Annotated in this window: 9 protein-coding genes; 3 read left to right on the top strand and 6 right to left on the bottom strand. The window is 40.1% G+C overall.

Annotation, left to right across the window (positions count from 1 at the left end; translation table 11 throughout):
• Positions 1–10 precede the first annotated feature (10 nt).
• Complete coding sequence (locus OQX62_RS06860) at positions 11–3808, top strand: SEC-C domain-containing protein (protein WP_265830691.1); 3798 nt, start codon at positions 11–13, stop codon at positions 3806–3808.
• A gap of 31 nt (positions 3809–3839) precedes the next feature.
• On the opposite strand, the gene OQX62_RS06865 is transcribed toward OQX62_RS06860, so the two are convergent.
• From OQX62_RS06865 to OQX62_RS06890, 6 genes are all read right to left on the bottom strand, one after another.
• Positions 3840–4952 carry a Card1-like endonuclease domain-containing protein gene (locus tag OQX62_RS06865; RefSeq protein ID WP_265830692.1) on the bottom strand — a complete coding sequence of 371 codons (1113 nt, stop codon included), beginning with the start codon at positions 4950–4952 and terminating at the stop codon, positions 3840–3842.
• Complete coding sequence (locus tag OQX62_RS06870) at positions 4949–5527, bottom strand: hypothetical protein (protein ID WP_265830693.1); 579 nt, start codon at positions 5525–5527, stop codon at positions 4949–4951. The genes OQX62_RS06865 and OQX62_RS06870 overlap by 4 nt, the downstream gene beginning before the upstream one ends.
• Positions 5527–6969, bottom strand: a complete 1443-nt coding sequence (locus OQX62_RS06875; protein ID WP_265830694.1) for a phospholipase D-like domain-containing protein — start codon at positions 6967–6969, stop codon at positions 5527–5529. The genes OQX62_RS06870 and OQX62_RS06875 overlap by 1 nt, the downstream gene beginning before the upstream one ends.
• Positions 6969–8330, bottom strand: coding sequence for a hypothetical protein (locus tag OQX62_RS06880; RefSeq protein ID WP_265830695.1), 1362 nt, complete (start codon positions 8328–8330; stop codon positions 6969–6971). Before OQX62_RS06880 ends, OQX62_RS06875 begins: the two co-directional genes overlap by 1 nt.
• A 2-nt stretch (positions 8331–8332) precedes the next feature.
• The gene (locus OQX62_RS06885; RefSeq protein WP_265830696.1) at positions 8333–12199 is read right to left on the bottom strand and encodes an AAA domain-containing protein; all 3867 of its coding nucleotides are present in this window, start codon (positions 12197–12199) and stop codon (positions 8333–8335) included.
• A gap of 715 nt (positions 12200–12914) precedes the next feature.
• A complete protein-coding gene (locus tag OQX62_RS06890) occupies positions 12915–13436 on the bottom strand; it encodes a hypothetical protein (protein WP_265830698.1) in 522 nt (173 codons plus the stop codon).
• 899 nt (positions 13437–14335) lie between these two features.
• Between OQX62_RS06890 and OQX62_RS06895 the strand changes: the two genes are divergently transcribed.
• Positions 14336–15865: a reverse transcriptase family protein gene (locus OQX62_RS06895; RefSeq protein ID WP_265830699.1), complete on the top strand. Its 1530-nt coding sequence runs from the start codon at positions 14336–14338 to the stop codon at positions 15863–15865.
• A gap of 11 nt (positions 15866–15876) precedes the next feature.
• The gene (locus OQX62_RS06900; RefSeq protein ID WP_265830700.1) at positions 15877–19212 is read left to right on the top strand and encodes a hypothetical protein; all 3336 of its coding nucleotides are present in this window, start codon (positions 15877–15879) and stop codon (positions 19210–19212) included.
• The last annotated feature ends 3 nt before the right edge of the window (positions 19213–19215 follow it).

Consider the following 19215-nt stretch of genomic DNA (forward strand, 5'->3'; position numbering starts at 1 on the left):
TACCAAAGGAATGAATATATCCAGAAATAGTTTATGTCCATGTGGAAGTGGTAAGAAATACAAGCGCTGTTGCTCATTGGTAGATAAACGTCATCCATCACAGCCTAAGAAGAAGGTAGATAGGCCGTTCTACAATCTTGGACAAATACAAACGCTGAGCAGGTTAGCAGCTTTGCAATTGTTTCCCGAGAATGGTGTGCATCTGGTGTGTCTTCAGGAAATGGCTTTCAAACTCTTGAAGGATAGGAATAGCAGCAACGAGCAAAGTTATGGCCGTTTTTTGACCTATTTGTTCTGGGACAGGTATGAATATGGCAGAAAACTAAATCGACCGGATATCCATTCTACCAACATCACTGGCATGATCGGCAACGTTACGGCATTACCCGGGATATTCAAGGGGGGTGGGCTACTGTTACAGGCAATGATCAATATATTGTTTCTGGACCAGCGTAACCAATTTGTGGAGGGTTTTCATAAAATGGCTTATGCAGCAACATTTATGGTGCTAAAAATAGCAGGTCATCTAGCCAAGGAAAACCACATTATACCCTTTGATCCGACCTTTGTCGAGCTGGATGTAGTATTTGTTCCTGAAGAAACAAAGCTCAATCTGGGTGCTGAAAGCTGCTTTTTAAATCGAGAGGCTATCGAATCTTCACTCAGCTCCAGGGGAGTTCCAGCAAAAGTGATCGATGAATTCCTTATTTCACCAGACAATGTGAGCGGAGGGGTTTGCGACCAGGATTTGATGCTTTATCGACCATTGTTAGATCTAGGTGGAGCTTTGCTGGTGCACTCTCCGGTAAATCTGGTCAGCGCACTCTATTATTATCTGTGGAAGCTTGCGGTAGAACAAGGCTGTGCGGATCAGTTGAACCAACTTTATCAACGGGAATGCCTTTTGATGGTTAAGCGGGGTATTTTTCACTTGGGTTGGAAAAGAGCAGACCAGTCTATTATCGATTTTCAAATGGAGCATGTACTACTCTTTTCTATGGATAGCGATAAACTTGCTGTCGTGCTATATTTTCCCGATGAGATAACCGCCCAAAATTTTTCTAAAGATAATCCGATGGAAAGACTTGGGGATTTGGGTATCGGAGCACAGGTCAAGGAACGAATGGAAAGGGTGAACGGCTTGCTTGATTCTTCTCCACTTGCCCTTCACACGCGAATGTTTATAGCCGTTATAGGCAACTCAGGTAGAGAGGGAAAAGCTGTGGTTGATGTGCCTGAACAGCCCTTCTTAATGTTCAGTCTTAATGACTGGATGGGTCTTTGCCATGGAGGGGAGGATTACCACGAGTTGACTTTGTGGTATTTTTACCAGGCCAGGGATAAGTTTCTTTTGCGGTACAATATGGAGGGTGTATCCGTGCTTGAACTTTTTGTTCTGTATCTGGAGCATCAAGAATCGTTTTATCTATCCAATGAGGGGGTTGAACATTACGTGATCGACCCTGTCCTTAACGATAGCTTTTTGAAAAGGGCAGAGCGAAAGATGGCTTCTACTGTACTCCCTTATCGAGATCAATCATATTCGGGAACGAATTTTCTACCAGTGATGTTACTTGATGATTACGATAAGGTATATGTCGGAGATCCTGCAACTGGCGTGTCCCATCATTTGGCCATTAGAGAGTTTCTCCAGACGATTTGGTTCAAGCCTAGTAATGAAAAAACTTATCATGCTTATGGTGATAGCGACAAGGTATTTTTTCAGGAACTGATGAAAATGATAGCTTACTGGTTTAATCAGGTCAAATCAGATTTGGAGCCTATTCTCCAGGGACTGACAACAGAGGTTATAGATGTACAGGTCAGCATCAGTGATCCTGAAAGGTTTTTTAATCCTATTACCGAAGCTTTCGATTTTGGCGAAAACCACCAGCCGGTACTTATCACGTTAAACGATACAGGCTTGTCAATGAGCTTTAGTAGTGCTTTCGCTGAGCTTTTAGACTTTTCGGATAACCGCGGTGAGAGATATTTTGTGAATGAACTCTTAGCGGTTTTTAACCTCATCGCCCGTCAGTGCAATTCAAAGATAGAGCTGGATGCCGAGCAAGTGGTTGATCGTGTAGCCCCGTTGGGCAGGAAGAAAAAGCTTACCATTCTCAATGCAGTGACCGATGTCCGTTTGTTGGGGAACTTTTTAGGAAAGGCAAAATACCTAAGTTCATGTCAGAGTAATCTAATACTTGATAGGCTCACCGATAGTCTGGAACCCGGTTTTTTGGCAGCGCTTCCCCAATTGACAGACAAAGAGGAGAAAGTCAAATTTTTATCGAGTCTTGTGTTCAAAACGCTAATTCCCAAGCTCCGCGCATGCTTATCGGGAATCGATAGCGAGGTGTTGCTTTACAAATTAATGGGTAGATATGAAGCGATTGTGAACCGTAAAAAAGTCCAGGAAATGCGAGTGCCAACAGTTAAATATTGTTATCCAGAACACTATGAGACTTTCATCGAAAAAGTTCGGGATCGGAACATGGAAATCGAAGAGTCTTCACTAGCCTATCGTTGCCTGATAGAGTTCATTAGTGCTGAACAGCAGAACGGACAGCAATTGATATCTGAATCATTGGTTGATGAACTGCTAGCGATCATGAACACTATCATAGGACTTGGTATTGTCAGCGACGAGCTTTATTTTGATCTGTCTAGGGATAACCTGGCGGTGCTTTCTTCAGGTAGGATTGGGTTTCAACACCAATTTCGCGATACAATTGTTCAACCATACAGGAACGAATATCTGGACCGACAAGTCGAGCAGTTCCATGAAGACTTCGACGATTTTTTTAGTCTGGTAAACGTTGAGCAAAGTACAGATGGCATTAACAGAATAGCCATGATCAATAAAGGCTTCGAACAGGCGTATGGATTTAGTTTCGAGCAGATCATCTATTTTCTGGTCGATCTTTCTAAGACAGGCATAGAACTAAAGGCTCCAATTGGCCGTATTTCAAGAAACGAACTAATTGACTTATCGATGAGGCATCAGGAAGGTCTTAGCCAAGTTCAGGCTAATTCCATCATAGATTTACTTAGTTCGGTAGATAGGGGAAATGCACTGAAGGTACCTAAAGGAATGGATAATTATGAGGCATCACCTTGGCGTTATAATCGGATGCTTTCTTATCTAAGCAGACCTCTTATAGTTATCAAAACCGCCAGTCCTTTAGATGAAACATTTATTTATTTTGGCAGCAGGCATCTAATGGAGGTTGCAGAAAATATGGAGAGGCTAGTGATGGAAGGCAGATTGAAGGATCCTAAACTCAGGTCTTTAAATGCGACTTTGTTAGATCAGAAAGGAGCTTGGTACAATAGCTTCGTCGCAGAGTGGTTTAGGAAAAATTCTACATTTCTGGTTTTCCCTGAAGTTTCACTTCCAGGTACTTTAGGTGATATAGACGTATTGGCACTCGACCAGGCAAGAATGAGACTGTATTTAATTGAGGCCAAAAATACATCAGCATCTAAATCTGCAAAAGAGATGGCAGAGGAAAGAGATCGCTTTTTAGTTGGAAATGAAAAAGAGAAAGCCTGGATGGAAAAACATGTGCTTCGGTTTCAGTCCCTGAGTAAAGATATTTCAGTCCTCGAAGTTAGAGTAAATATGAAACTGGAGGGATATGATATTATACCCTTTTTTATAACATCCCAATCTATAATTATATCTCATCTTTTAAACTCAGATCAATTCGATGCTAAATTCAATATGCCAATAATCTCATTTTCTACTCTTGAAAGTGAGGGGATATCATGTTTAGATGATATGGTTTATTTTGCTGAAGTATAACTTATGATAAAATGTGTATTTCAGTGAAAGTTTAGTTGAGCGAGTTCTTTTTGTCGAGCTCGTTCAATTTTGCAACCAGTTTTTGAAAAGAATTCCCTTGCTGCCCTTTGAAGGTGAACATGAAGAAGATCTCAATGTCAAGCTCTTTGCACTTTTCAACAATGATCGGGGTGGGCATAAAACGACTGACCAGTATTGATTTCGAAACTAGACCTCCATAACTTTGTTTTATAATCTTCATTTTATTGATGTCTTCCTGTTTGATTGTTCCCGATTTACATTCGACAAAAATTAATTTATTGTTGGAATTAATCAAGATATCAATTTCATTTTTTGCAGAGACCCGGTCTGATGTTGCCTTCAATTCGAATTTTAGCAGCATTTCACCTAATTTGTCCCATTTAGAAATTGCTTGTGCAATAATCAGCTCCCACCAACCTGCGTTGAAAAATAAATCATGAATTTTAGATGATCTGAAGGTTTGTATCAGTTTTCCTTTAACAAAAATTTCAAGTTTCGAGTGATCCCATTTGCAAATCACATCATTGGGAATTTGTTCCTCACCGCTGAAGGGTATATTGTCTGAACTATACTTTTTCCTAAAGAAGTTAGCTATTGTTGTGTACCTATTACCTGAATTTGCAAATGTCTCTATTTCTTTGGCGGTTTTAAAATCCTGTTCAACAAAATCATTTAGCGTCTTTGTAGTATACTGTTGATGTCCACTGATTCTCAGGAATTCGTCAGTCGTAATTCTGCACTCGATCGGTCTCTTCGAATAGCTTGGCAGAGAAAGAAGCGTGTTGTCCTGGTTGATGTAAAAGCCAGTTAATCCGCGTTCCAAAAGTACCGAATGGATTGCCAGTACCATTATCTTAGTCCCTCCAGTGAAGTTGATCGAAACCTCATCCTGATCATCAATCTTATCTAATATTTTTTCACAGGTTGTCTTTACCGAATCAAAGTCATAGGCATCGCAATGGTGTTCAACTGTAGGAATCCCTTTAATAACTGACATCAGGTGCTGTAACCCTTTTTTTGAATCCTTGGATACGATGTAATGTACCTTGTCCGGATTAAATTCTTTAAATCCGAGAAAAATAGGGAGCAATTGACCCCCGACTAGCGTAATTTGGTATTTCATTTTTGAAAGAGCTCTGGCTGGTTTTTGAACGGGTCGTAGACAATATTTAATATTTCTGAACCTGGTAACGGTTTGCGAAGATCTTTTATATACTCCTTAAAATCTACATACAGTATTTTGCATCCATAATCCTTCCCAAAGATCGCTGCTGATGCAACCATAGACTTTTTGCCCCCAGTAATATCCAGTACAATCTGAGATGTAGGGTTCAATATCAATTGTTCCTTAAGCGCTTTATAAATTTGGTCAAAATTATCTTCTTGGAGATAGACGGTCTCGTAGTCTGAACCTAGATATTTTTCGAGATAGTCGGCACCTTCGTTTTTTTTATTGGTGGTAAAAATGATGTGAGCATCCGGCTCGACAGTCTTAGCTGTCAATATAATAGGCTCGGGCGAATACCCCAGAATTGAAAACAATACTCCTCCTTTTGAGAGTAAATGTTCATTTGAAGCTTTAAAAACATCTATAACCGAGGCGAAAAGCTTTTCAAAGTAGATTTCCTGAGCTTTGTCAAACCTGCCTGATCGAGATAATTCAAGCCATTCGTTTAGATAGGGGATCGTTTGGTTCATTAGTTTTGTTGAATTTTAAGGTTAACATATTTCAATATATATTTTTCAATATCGTACCTCATTTTTTCTTTGCCCAATAGATGAAAGTGCCCCTGATCGTAATGGCATTTGAATAACTTATTGCCTATAATCAAAAACTTATGGTCTTTATGGTGGCCATAGAGTATGGGCGAATCGGCTAGTGCCGAACCTTTTATCGAAAGCCCCGGAGCAATGCTTATGCTGAGCTGTTCGGGAAATTTAGGTGGCATAATCTCTTTCTTTTTTTCATAACGACTAAATGTATCAAACAGCATCCTGCGTGTTGGAGTGGGCAAATAAACGTAATCGGATATTTCCATCAGGTATTTGTTAAATTCCAAAAATGTCGCTCGTTGTTTATCTGATAGTAAGCATCCAACCTCAAAACCGTTTATCAGTCCGTGGTTGCCATCGATATTTGCAGTAAAGATCATTCCGGTTTTTTCGTTAATAATCCCTTTGGAATGATTGAAGATGTCCGCGTAAATCTTGCAGCCGGCGCTCCTCAACACTTCTGTTCCTTCCAGATGATCTGTCCGATAATTCATACCACGGCAAAATACATAGATTTCCACCTGCCGATCAATCGCTCTAACGATGGCAGATCTAAATTCGGGAATCTTTTCGAGTCCCACAATACTATATGTCGACAGGTAGATGTATTTTTCCGCCGAGTCAATTATATCTAAGATTTCCCTATAGAGATTGTGCGTAAGCTGTTCATAGGTAAACCTTAACAGGCATTTTTCTGTTTTCGGAAGTTGCTCTGGCAAAATGCTGATGTTGGCCTGTCCGACAAAGTTTTTTCTTTTTCCAGCGGATGTAAAGCGGATGTATTTGGTACCGTGCTGGAAAATTACATCAAAAAGTAAATCTAAATTTTCGGCATAAGGCCTGGCAAGGTAAACCCCACTTTCTGTGTTTTGGACCATTGAAGGTGTGGTCAGGTTTGCACTGGTGATAAAAGCGTTGTTCCGATCCGCTATGATAAATTTAGCATGTGCAGTTGTTGCTGCTCTAACATGGACGCCGTTATCATAAAGCGTTTTAATAAAATACATGTGAGTAGATGCCGGATTTTCTTTCAGCTCTTCTTCAGTGATAAAGCTGGACAGGTCGGAAGTATTTTGTAGTTTGCTGTCATCTAGCTGAGTCAGTATGAATATGGCAACTTTATGCGATTTGGCCTTCTCCATCAACGCATTGAAGATATCTTTATCCGTAATGATGAAACTGCAGATTTTAAGTACGTACTTGCTCTGATCTATTAATTTCAATATTTGTCTTTTGATACCTTCATTGTTTACCTGGGTTAGAAACAGCTCAGAGCTTTCTTTAAATGGGGCGAAGGCCATTTGATTTTCATTGGTGATGAAGGATCCGCCGATGAAGGTATCATGTTCGTTTATGATTTTGTCCATTATGTCGTCTTTGCCATAAAACATTCAATATCTATTTTTTCGAGAAGGTCAATTTCCCCGACCGCAGTGAGCATTTCCCTGAAATTGTCCTTATACGCTGGATAGGTCTCCGTAAACCATGTATGGGTCAACAATGATTTTTTGTTTTCCTTGATCAGCTTTTTGAATTTAAGAACCTGTTGCACAAAATCATCTGTCGTTTTAAAATAGAGATATACTAAAAATACGTTCCGGTCGATATTTCCGATGTAGTAATCTCTTTGTCTGATTAGGTTTTCAATTAGACGGCCTCTATCTGAAGAACTCATCAGCATTTCTTTGGTCAGGCTGATTTCAATGTTGCTCTCTTCATTGACCACGCTCTCTGGTGATACATCCTTAATTTTAAAAATATCGGTAATGACCCGCATTAAATCCTCACTACTAAAAGAAAAGCACTTATTTTTTGAATTTTTATATCGGTCAATCTCTCCCCAGTTGGATGTGATGATAGGCTTTGGCTGTTTGTCGGTATCTTCCCGCATTGCGGGAATGGTTATTTTAAATTCCAGATTTTGGATCTTGTCGTTCAGGCCATTTTCAAAAATCCTGATGTTCTTTTTGATGGTCTCGTAGTAGGTAAGCCCTTCAGCAAGAGAAAAATAGGCAAAACCGTCAATAATCTCTTTTGTTAACTCCCCATTAATGAAACTGACTGCCACCAGCACCTGGAAAGTTTGTTTGGTAAATGAAGAATCTTCAATGGAAACCAGTCCCGTTGGTATATTATATTCATCACGCTCATCCAATGGAATACCAAAAATCTTTTCAGTAATTAAATCTTTGTCGGGTGGTGTGTGGACAATATCAGGTCCGAATGGCCGACTTGTTCTTGTTTCCCCGTCGGATCCGGTAAAATAGCGTACATCGTTTTCACTGATCAGCTTGGACCGATAGAAGGTATAAAAGACCTTCGGTAATGGTGCCAGCGAAACTCCGTCAAGATAAAAATCAAATGTTCTGGAATACTGGCGTTGTCTGATCTTGTCGTCAAATACCGCCCTTCCAGCATCGGTGAGCTGATATCCATCCTCGATTTTTTTGATGAGACCGTCCCTTAACAAGACCTGAATTCTAATTTCAACAAACGTTTTCGAAGTTCCGATTAGGCTTCCTATTTGGAAGGGGGTAAATGAATGATTTTTCTTGTAAAAATCGCAAATCACACGGTCGACGTTTTCTAGTGCATCAGGAGTGACGTCACTAATGTTTGCATGGATACAATAAATTGGATACTGTATGCAAAAAATGCCTTTCAGTTGGCCACCTTGTGCCTGGAAGTGCTGATATAGACGCTCGAAATCTAAACTAAATAAACCCATTGCTATATTTTAAATCCCAATTGTCTTTTTTCATAATCTATAGTAGCAAGCTTCACCTGGATATGATCGCCAACTACAGGACGCGCGTGGCCGCTGAATTGTTTTTGATTGATGGAACCGGATAGTCCTGCATTCGTACGCAGAATGAATCCATGGGGTGTAACTGACTGAATTTTGGCTTCCATTTGATCTCCAATCTTATATGCTGCAACCTTTTCACGCCAGGTTTCCGGCTCTACTTTTACTGTAACCTTTTTAAACTTCTCATCGATTTCAACAATGCTGATATTTATTTGCTGACCTGCATTCAAGTTTTTGTAGTGGGGATTTAATAATTTTTGTTGATGGCTATATGGTGCAAGGCAGAAGAATTCATCGACAACTATAAACCTGCCATATTCTTTCTTATCCTTGCTAACGGCCAATTTTCCTACCGTACCTCGCATTTTTTTGCCTATAAAAATCGAACTCGTGAAATTCGTGAATGAGCTTTTGCCGATAAAATCAGCTACACTGTAGAAATTTCCAATATCTTTCTGCTTACTGAGTTTAATCAGATTTGTAAATAACTGTGTATAGTTGAAAAGTCCATCGTAATGTGATTTTCGGTCCGCAAGAGATACAGCATTGCCAATCAGTATTAACTTTTTCTTAGCTCTGCTGAAAGCTACATTGAGTCTTCGCGCATCATCCAAAAAGCCAACTTTTGTGAACTTTTTTTGCCCTTTGACAGTTGGTGCAGCGGCATGGTTCGCAGCTCTTGTAAAGCTAAAAATGATGATGTCATACTCTTTTCCCTGAAAGGAATCCAAGGTAGAAACATCTATGTTTTTTAGCTTGCAATTAGTTGAGTTGTTGATATGGCTGATAATAGTTGCTACCTGCGATTTATAGGGAGCTATAATCGCGATTTCACTCTGGGCAACATTATGGTTGAACAATGCTGGCAATATATATTCAGAAATTGTCTCAGCTTCGATTTTATTTTTGATTGAGCTTCCGTCTTTTTGCTCATAGGGATCCTTCGAATTGGACGTATCAAAAAATACAATTTCTTTATCAAATGGAGAGGGAAGATCCAATCGGTTAAGGTGGGTGCGACTTCCCATATTGACCTTTCCCTCATAGAAGGATTCAGAGATAAACCTGCCAATATTGGGATGCATCCTATGTTGGTAATTTAAGAGTTCCAGATTCTCTTTGGGAAACGAATCGCTATGGATGCGATTGATGATGAATTCAAAAAAGGAAGTTTTCAATGCATGCAAGATTTCCTCTTGTGTATACTCCTGGCCGTACGGGGATTTTGGAAAGCTCTCCGGATCGGTCTCATCAATTAGAGTGCTGTCCATATAGGGTGGGAGTTGCATTTGGTCTCCGACCAAAATGACCTTTTTCCCAAGCTCCATGGCAACCAGGCTTTCCGCTATGTTAGCCTTGCCGGCTTCATCAATGATCACTGTGTCGAACTTGAAAGCGGAATCTTTGAAAACGCGGTCTGTCTTGATGCCGATGCAGGTTGCAAAAACCACATCTACGGAATTGTACAACATTGGCTTGAGTAATACCTCATATTCATTTTCAATAGAATCAATCCAATCGCGCATTATCGTAATGGACAGTTTTATATCTACCGGAGCCAGATCTTTGATTCCGTCGCGCAGCACAAAATGTTTCTGGCTGTAAATGTCCTTGAGTTTCCCGTAATCGCCCGATAACTCCTTGACCTTTTGACTGAAATCATTCAATAGGCTCTCTGCTGCATTGCCCTTTAATTTTGCTTCCAGCATTAGCTCGGCTAATACGACTTGATTGTCAAGAAACATTTTGAAGTCGGATTTATATTCTTCGACCAAGTGGTCAATATTGTATTTAATCAGATCTTTATCGATCCTTTCCGGATTTCCAACACGCAGGAGTGTAAGATTGGGTACCTTGGATATTTTTTCCAGCACATTGTCTACTGCGACATGGTTTTGCCCAGCAACCAGAATTTTTTCGTTTTTTTGGGTCAGCTGCTCGATAATTTCCGCAATGACTGTAGTCTTTCCAGTACCGGGAGGACCCTGAACCAAGAAGATATTTTCATTGCCCACTGCTTTTATCACAGCCTTGACCTGATTGTTGTCCGGTTGTTCTTTCTCCGTTCTGACCAAATCCTGGTTATTGAATTGGATCTTTGCTATTTGAGGGGTTCGAACTTTTTCGGGCCTAACAAGCAGGGACTCGATATGGTCGATTTTGATTTTCTTTTCCAGGAAGTCCTGAATAATTTCCCTCTGCAGAGTCAGCTGTTTTTTCGATATCCTTTTTTCGATGTAGAAACCGTTTTTGAGTACATTTACCAAAATGTCTTTAAAAAATGTGATACGATAACCATCTGTATCGGCCACGAGGTTTCCGTCACTCAGTTTCACCAGTTCCTCCTCAGTGCCCCTTTTTAAAGATGGCTGTTTCATTTTTATGGTAACCACGGTGTCACCGTCGAATTCAAGCGCGTCTCCAATATTACCGGAGATCCGTATAGCAATACCACCAGATGCACTCGGTACCTGAGTGTAACTATCTACAAAAACGTTGACTTCCTTTTGGTCATCCAGCATCCTGATTTGGTATTCCAGGAACTTGTCAATGATCCCTAAAGTTCGTCCCTCTTGACGTAATATTTCTCCAGAATCTTTCTTTAGTCTGTTTATCGTGAAAAAACACTCGCTTTTCAAGGCCAAGTAATTAAAGATTTTCTTCTGGGAAGTTTCCAGAGGTAAGTTGCTGAATGGCCCAAATACAACTACTGCCGATGCGTAAAGGAAGGAGCCAGATTTGGAAACCGACTTCTTTTTTTCAGCGGTTCCAGCGAAATGTTGTCCAATACTAAAGTTTCGTATGACAAATCGCACCTCGGAGGCATCCTTTGAAATCAGAATATTCCCATGGAAGTTGATTTGCTCATTGTAAAGGGAAAAATCATACGATAGATCTGGCTTGGTCTGATCCTTTTTAAATTGGTTTAACTTGAACCAGTAGTGCAAAGCGGAAAGCATGTCAAGCACTTTCTTCTCACTATCGGCGTTGAATGTCTCTTCCGGGAAAAAGTGCGGTATGGCCTGTTGCTTGAACACATTTTCGTAGGCTGGGCTGTTAAGTTCAAATTGAATGTAAAGAGGATCCTCGGTAAAAATCTCTTTAGAGAAGATCTTGGGATCAAGATCAAATCCCCGTTTTATCAAGTCGTGATCAGCATTGGACCCGTTGCTTCCCAGAACGGATCTGTTGAAAGAATGATAAGAGAGCAGATCATCTTCAATAAAGTTAAAATCCGATTTGTATTCGACAGGTAGGTCGACGATAAGCTCTGTTGAATTGGTGCCTATGAAAGACAGCAAATTGGCGTGGTCCAGTTTGGAGTTGACGCGAACCCTGATCATCTGTTGATCGTCCTGTTCTGGTGTACCAGTTAGCAGTCCATATAATCCATCCTGGGTTTTAACCAAGACTGACGCATTGAGCTGAGCAATAGGCCTGACTGTAAATTCATCTCCCCTGAAGATTCTCGACCAGGTAGTACTATCTGACTGATGAGGCGTTAAATGCTTTTGGCTTAATTTGATTTGCCTGGTCTGGATATCGACATCAATAATGACGGTCTGTATTTTCTGCCCGATTGCGCACTGCTCGAATATTGCTTCTCCTTCCGGGAGGCACCATGAAATATCCAGTACAGACAGCCGACCGCTGAAAGTTTCGTCAAAACTGGTGACAATCTGTGAAGGTGTGATGATGTTAGTGATCTGGGTTTCTATAACTGTTCCAATACTATACAGCTCTAAGAAAGATTCCCGTTGTAGTGATAATTCAGTCGATATGTCCAAAATTCGTTGGTTGGGGCGTAAATTCGGCTCGCATATCCTTTATGTTGAATGCCTCCCGTGACGGGATCAGCATACATTTCTTTAAAGATATTTGATCATTAGCTAAAGTAATATTTTTTGAGTGTATTGCAATTATTAAACATACTATTTATGTTGATTGATGAAATTAAGCGTGAGAAAACGTTAAAAAGTTGTTAAACTCGCGGATTTGGCTTGCTTTCGTTCAAGTGGTGCTTCGTGAATAATCAAATGCCTAAAATCACCGATAAAATAGTTCAAATTTTCATTTTATCTACTGTAAGTTTAGCAATAGATAATTTCTGATATTTGCCAACTTTTTTGTCCTAATATAATCTTCTCAAGGTCTGCTTCATGAAAATCTTAATAATTTTTACGCACTTTTTATATGAATCCTTTTCTCTCCAAATCCTCTATTACAGGCTCTATAAGCAATAAAAAGCGATTTAAATGTTCAAAGTATTCCTGCTGATCGGTACAGCCGGACTTTGAACTCTTCAAAGTCCGGTTTTTTTATGAAAGATCATTGTTTTTTTGCAACGTAGGCATTGTTCAAAGTATTCCTGCACATAGTCAGTCTGGTAAGGGGGGAAAAGAAGATTGGCTTAGGACTATTTTAATCCAGTTGCGTCATATCATTTTTTCTTTCGAATCATATTACTTCATCGCAACTGCAGGTGATATATTTGCATTTTTATCATCCATACATTTCATACAATGTATTAAAGATCAATCCATCATTATCATGTTTTTGCCAAAAGTCTTCTATGGTACATATAGTTTCGATGCTTTCTTTTTCAGGTCCAAATTGATAGTCAGTGAGAATGCAGATTTTTTTAATAGGCGATTTTTCAAGCGCTGTTTTTAAAAGTTTATCGATGTCAATTTTATATTGATCTAAGAACCTAAATCTGAACTGTTGATTTGCTCCTCCGTTATCATAAATTGGGCTATCTACATTGTTGATTGGTATTGTAATTTCTATATTTGGTTCAACAGTCCAATCGATTATCTCGCCGGCATAAAATCCGCTATCTTTTTGATTTTTAAAGTCAGGGTTACCAACATGAACTATAGTTCCATTTTGTTGTCGAAGCAATTCGTAAAAAAGTTCCCTATGACTTTCAAGCGTACTTTCTTCAATTATTGTAATCTCAAAGTTAGTTTGGTTCAATCCAAGTCCTGTGGAATTAATTGAAGCTATTTCTATTGTAGGCATTGCTATTTTATTATGAAATATAGATTTTTATATATAAAGTTAGTATTCCCATTTCTTTTTACAATCACGACAAAATCCACGGTTAGGTTTTTTACTATAAATTTTAAAAAGTCTAAAAATTATCAAAAAGAATGGCCAAAAGGTAAAGAAAACCCAGACTGTTGAGAACCTGTTGATACAACAAGTTAATGAGATGATCATGATGATTGAGAGTACAATTATTTCCTTTATAAAGAAGGACATTCTTAGTGAGGTGGTATTGCTGCTTTCACAATGTTCACATATTGCATTTCCAGTCATGATGTAGATTGTCCGATTTAAAATAAGCTGTTAAAATACGATTAAAATATAAAAGCATTAAAACATACTTCCTGATTGTATCTAGAAATTCATTAAAAATACCGTCGCCGCGGTGAGTATACAGGCTTTTAACATGCGGTGATTTAAGAAACCTGGTTCCACCAGTTTATCGCTGTTGTCCTAGATGAAAGCAATGAATAGTTGAGCGGAGCTGTGTATCATCATCAAGTGGTTTTCTATCATTTTAGATACATATGAAAAATTATATCGATTTATCTGTATAACTACTTGTATGTTGGAAATATTTATTTCTATATTGCAAATGGATTTAAAAAATACCTTGCTTTTTCTGAATAAGAAAATGGTGATGTTTCGTCACCGCTGAACTATTATTTGACACTCGGCACTACCTGCAATCTTTATGGGGAGAACACGTACCATACGTACGGTTTCGGTTCCATACTCCGCGAGTTTAACCGTACGTATGGTACGTGTTCTCTGGAGTTGATTGATATAGTCCTATGAAAATACGAAGGATTTAAATTCAGGCCCTGTCTTATAAAAAAAGACAGGGCTTTTTAATCTTAAAAAAGGTCCATATGGCAGAAAAACTGAGCAGGCAACAAATCTATGATCGTATTCGGGCTACATCCAAAGACAGTTATATCCTTGAAGAAATGCAGCGCCTTGGTTTTTGGGAATCTTCAGCTACGCCAAGTTTATCTGAGCTGCTTATTCAACGGGAGCTTACAGCAAACCAGGAGCTGAACAATCTTTTAGCGCAGGATCGTAAATACCAGAATCAGGAAGCCATGCTCAAAGAAATGCGGAAAGCCCGTATGAAATTGGCAAAGGAAAAGCGAGAGGTCACCAAACAAAAAAACAAACAAAAGAGAGCAGATAAAGCTGATAACTGGAAGAATATTCAGCAACAGCAGATCATTTATCTGGGCAAAGGCGTGTCAGGTGGCTTAAATCAGACAGCATCCGACCTTGAAATCTTAAGCAAATTCAATCTGCCGTTTTTTAATCAGGTTACTGATTTCGCATCCGCCATTGGTGCTGATTTATCTGCTTTGCGTTACCTGCTTTATCAAAGAAAAGTTTCCCAGATCAGTCATTACCATACTTTCGAAATACCCAAGAAAGCGGGTGGCAAAAGATTAATCTCTGCACCAAAAACGCGCTTAAAGGAATTGCAGATGTGGATGCTGGAGAATGTCCTGAACCGCATCGAAAATAATGATGAGGTTCATGGTTTCATCAAAGGACGCTCCATCATCAGCAATGCGCAACCGCATCTGGGAAAGGACATTGTGATCAATGTTGATTTAAAGGATTTCTTCCCGAGCATCAGTTATAAACGGGTAAAAGGTTTGTTCCACAAATTAGGTTATGCAGAACAGCTGTCTACGATCTTCGCGTTAATTTGTACCCATGCAGAAACCGAAAAAGTGGAAATGGATGGGGCTTCCTATTACGTGCAAAAAGGAAATCGTGTTTTACCTCAAGGTTCGCCCGCGAGTCCGGCAATCAGCAATTTAATCGCTTTCAAGCTGGATAAGAAAATTCGGGGCTTAGCCGCAAAATTCAATTTTACATACACCCGTTATGCGGATGATTTAAGCTTCTCTACAGTTAAAGAGAACGAAAAGAATATTGCGAGTTTATTGTTTTTCCTGAAGAAGATCATAGAGGCTGAAGGATTCACGATGCATCCGGCGAAAACGCATATCATGCGGAAGGGCAATTTGCAAAAGGTGACTGGGATTGTGGTCAACGAAAAATTGAACGTTCAGCGTGATCAGCTGCGCAAATTCAGAGCGTTTTTGCACAGTGTAGCCTTGCATGGATGGGAAGGCAAAAAATGGGGTAACGCCAGGAACCTGATCAATGCGGTGGATGGTTACATCAACTTTGTAAAGATGGTGAACCCCGATAAAGCGGCCGCTTTTAAAGTTCAGCTCGAAAAAATTGTTGTTAAATACGGTTATCCGGTGGTAGAGGAGGAGCTTGTTGAAGTGAAAACCGAAACTCTCGTAGAAGAAGCAGTGCCCGAAGTTGAATTGGAAACGCCGGTAAGCCCCTCAGCTGATGGGAAGACTTACGATTGGTGGAATATTCTTTAAATGTTTTGTATATGAAACTCATTAAACAAAGTAAATTATTTTTTAAGGAAGGGAAATCTGATAAAGTATATGAGATTGACCTTTGCGAGCTTTCTGCAAACGAATTCTTAGTCAATTTCAGATACGGAAGAAGGGAAGGAACACTTAAAGAAGGAACCAAAACACCTGCGGCATTGCCTCTGGATAAAGCAGAACTGCTTTTTGCAGAACTGGAAAATGAAAAACGGAAAAAAGGGTATCAGACCGAAACCGAAGTGTTTATGGAGCTGCCCTCATTGGATGCTGTAAACCCGGATACCAAACATGGTGCAATTTTGCAGCGCTTGCAGGATGCCATAGTTGGTAAAAATAGTTTCAAAACCGAATGGAAAGCGAGTCGTGTGATTTGGAAAGCGGGTATGCTGGATTTACAGGAGGCCATTCCTTTTATCATCAAGCTGGCGACCAGAGGGGACGAGATGCAGACTTATGCTGCCTTGTATGCCTTAACTAAAATGAATGCAACTACAGCCGGACCTTTGTTTACGGCGCTGGCCAGTAACGTCAGGCAAAAAGAATATATCACTAACCTGGCTTTTGAGGGACTGCTGACTATCGCTGCTGCGGATGAACAACAGAAAATCAGCAATCAGCTGTTGGAAAAGTTACCTGATGAAGTCAGGCATGCAGTAGAAGCCAAAGACATGGAGCTGCTGGAAACCACCTTATATCAACATACAGCGGATAAAGCAATAGCTTATTTTACCACATTGTATTTATTAGCTAAAGTGCAACCGCAATTGTTACCCGTGCTTGGTAATGTATTAAAAACCTGGGCCTATAAACCACCCTTTTTTAAACACATAAGAGCCATTTATAAGCTGGCACAATTGAGAAATGACGCGGCAACTGTGGCCATTTTAGCTTACGGTTTCGAAAAACAGCCGGCCATGTTCAGGCGAACAAGTTCACTGGATGCGAATCACAAGCAATATTTAGCAGTGATTGATGAGACGGTTAAGGTTGGTGCAGAACTCAGAAATAAAGAAAGTAAACTGGCATTTTCGCAGTATACGAAAATGTATCTGCAGAAAAATTCAGTCGACTTTCTCGAAAGTACGGGAGAAAGAGCAGACGGATCAGCGTATGTAAAACTCGCGCTCCATATTTTACTGCAGTATAAAGAAAAGGATTATACGATTGCAGAGGAGAAGCCGCTCAGCGATTATGGGAGCTATGACTATCAAAAAAAACTTTATTCCTACGTCATCATGGATTATCCTGAATGTTCGAATTCCCTGCTGCTTACCACCATACTTTTTGGAAATGATCCGGGGCGCCAACTGCAGGCTAACCTCAGATTTATCACTGGTAAAAAAACAGTAACAAGCTCGCACTACTATTATAATCCAGCCAATATCAATACTGCAACGGCATCGACAGGTAATAATCCGGGCACGACTGGCGACAGCGGCGGGTCAGTCATTGATGCTGCAAAAAGTATTTTTAAAAGCTTGTTTGGAAAGAAAGAGGCAGCAACAGCTCCACCTGCTCCCGTACCACTTCAACAGTCAGAATTTGCCCCTAAACATATAGAAGACCCATGGGCGCGTTTGGAATTATATCCTGAAGATTGGGATGCGAAGCCCCAGGCCTATGTACAATTATTGATGCAGGCAGAGATGAACCGGATTCTTCTTTTTGCTTATCTCAGGTTAAAGGCTCATCCACTGATTGAAGAAATTATCGCACTTTTTGATGAACGTTCAGTTTTGCAATTGCTGAATCGTCCGTTCGATTTGCCGAATCAGTTCGGTTTTGAAATAGTGAAAAAGGAAGAAAGGCAATTTGCTGAAAAACCTGTCTTTATTGCCCAGGTGTTAGCTGCGAATAGTGAAAATGCCAGACTTTGGGCGCAGGATTTGGTGAACCGCAATGCAGAATTGTATTTGAATGATATTGATTTTGTGCTGACTCTGCTATTCAATGTGGTGAAGGATAACAAGAACTGGATTTCCGAAACTTTGCACAAGCATCAGTTTCCTGTAGAAAGGATACAGGCTATTTTGGGTAAAGCAATTGCTGAACTGCTGCATTTTGAAAATACGGACTTCAACAACCTTCAGGCTAAAAATGCGATCGATCGTTTAGTACTCATAGCGGAAGGACAAATGGAAAGACTGAGCTGGGCTATGGTGGAGCAGTTACTGTCATCGGCTTTAAATGCCAATCAGATTCTGGCGGTGAAAATATTACTGAACAAGACCAGAAATACACCTGCAACAGAGATTCCGATGTCCCTGACCAACAGCTTATTGCTGAGCGAATTTCCTGAAGTGCGCGATGGAGGTATCGATTTGTTAAATCAGTATCCTGATCATTTTATGGTGGAGCATATCCAACTGTTGATGAATCTTACTGACGCTGCGGATGAGAAAGTTTTAGCTGCTGCATTGAATATCATGAGGAAGCTACTGGCGAGTCAACCCCGGATCGGGAATACCATTGTGCCGCATTTCGCATATGCATTAATGCGGAAGGAAAAGTTTGAGGGGGCGCATGTCTTGTTAAACGAATTTTTAGTAAATGATTTAAAACCGTACTGGAACAGTGGTTTGCAGCCAAAAGAGATCACCAAACTGATTCATGCACAATATAGAATCAGCCATCTGGCGGGTTATGAAATTTTAAAGGCTTACAGTGATCCAAACCGTTTTTCTTTACGACAGATTATCTCTTTTGGTAGTCATGAAATTCTGGCCATCCGCCAATGGTGCTGGAATTACTTCAAAGAGAATGTAGCACGGATCCGGGAGGAAAGAAATCAATCGCTTACCCTGCTGGATGCAAAATGGGATGATACAAGAGCTTATGCTTTTCATTTCTTTAAAACAGCTTTTACGGAAGCAGATTGGGATCCTGATACTTTAATCAGCATAGTAGATTCGATCAGGCCGGATGTAGAACGTTTCGGTAAGGAAATGATCACCAGATTTTTCAAGGCGGAACATGCCCTGGATTATCTGACGAAATTAAGCGAACATCCAAGCGTGAATGTTCAGGCTTTTGTGAGCAGTTATTTAGCAGCCTATACCAAAGATCAACCCGAATTACTGCAGGAACTGACTTTCTATTTCCGTTCTGTACTAACCAGGGTGAACAAAGGCAGGGTAGCTAAAGACCGGATTTTCGACTTCTTATATCAGGAATCACTTAAAAATATGGAAACTGCAAGTTGGGCAGTCGGCATTTTGGATGATGTATCCGCACAGTCTACCATTCAGGATAAAGCGGCCTGCATTGCTATCTTAACAAAAATTAAAACGCATTATCCTGAGTTGGATATGCATCTGGTCATCAAAAATTAAGCG

The organism is Pedobacter sp. MR2016-24 (assembly GCF_026239655.1).
Classification (GTDB): Bacteria; Bacteroidota; Bacteroidia; order Sphingobacteriales; family Sphingobacteriaceae; genus Pedobacter.

Excerpts from the sequence above, each read along its gene's own strand:
- OQX62_RS06860 (WP_265830691.1), top strand. The coding sequence starts at position 11 with ATGAATATATCCAGAAATAGTTTATGTCCATGTGGAAGTGGTAAGAAA.
- OQX62_RS06865 (WP_265830692.1), bottom strand. The coding sequence starts at position 4,952 with ATGAAATACCAAATTACGCTAGTCGGGGGTCAATTGCTCCCTATTTTT.
- OQX62_RS06870 (WP_265830693.1), bottom strand. The coding sequence starts at position 5,527 with ATGAACCAAACGATCCCCTATCTAAACGAATGGCTTGAATTATCTCGA.
- OQX62_RS06875 (WP_265830694.1), bottom strand. The coding sequence starts at position 6,969 with ATGGACAAAATCATAAACGAACATGATACCTTCATCGGCGGATCCTTC.
- OQX62_RS06880 (WP_265830695.1), bottom strand. The coding sequence starts at position 8,330 with ATGGGTTTATTTAGTTTAGATTTCGAGCGTCTATATCAGCACTTCCAG.
- OQX62_RS06890 (WP_265830698.1), bottom strand. The coding sequence starts at position 13,436 with ATGCCTACAATAGAAATAGCTTCAATTAATTCCACAGGACTTGGATTG.
- OQX62_RS06895 (WP_265830699.1), top strand. The coding sequence starts at position 14,336 with ATGGCAGAAAAACTGAGCAGGCAACAAATCTATGATCGTATTCGGGCT.
- OQX62_RS06900 (WP_265830700.1), top strand. The coding sequence starts at position 15,877 with ATGAAACTCATTAAACAAAGTAAATTATTTTTTAAGGAAGGGAAATCT.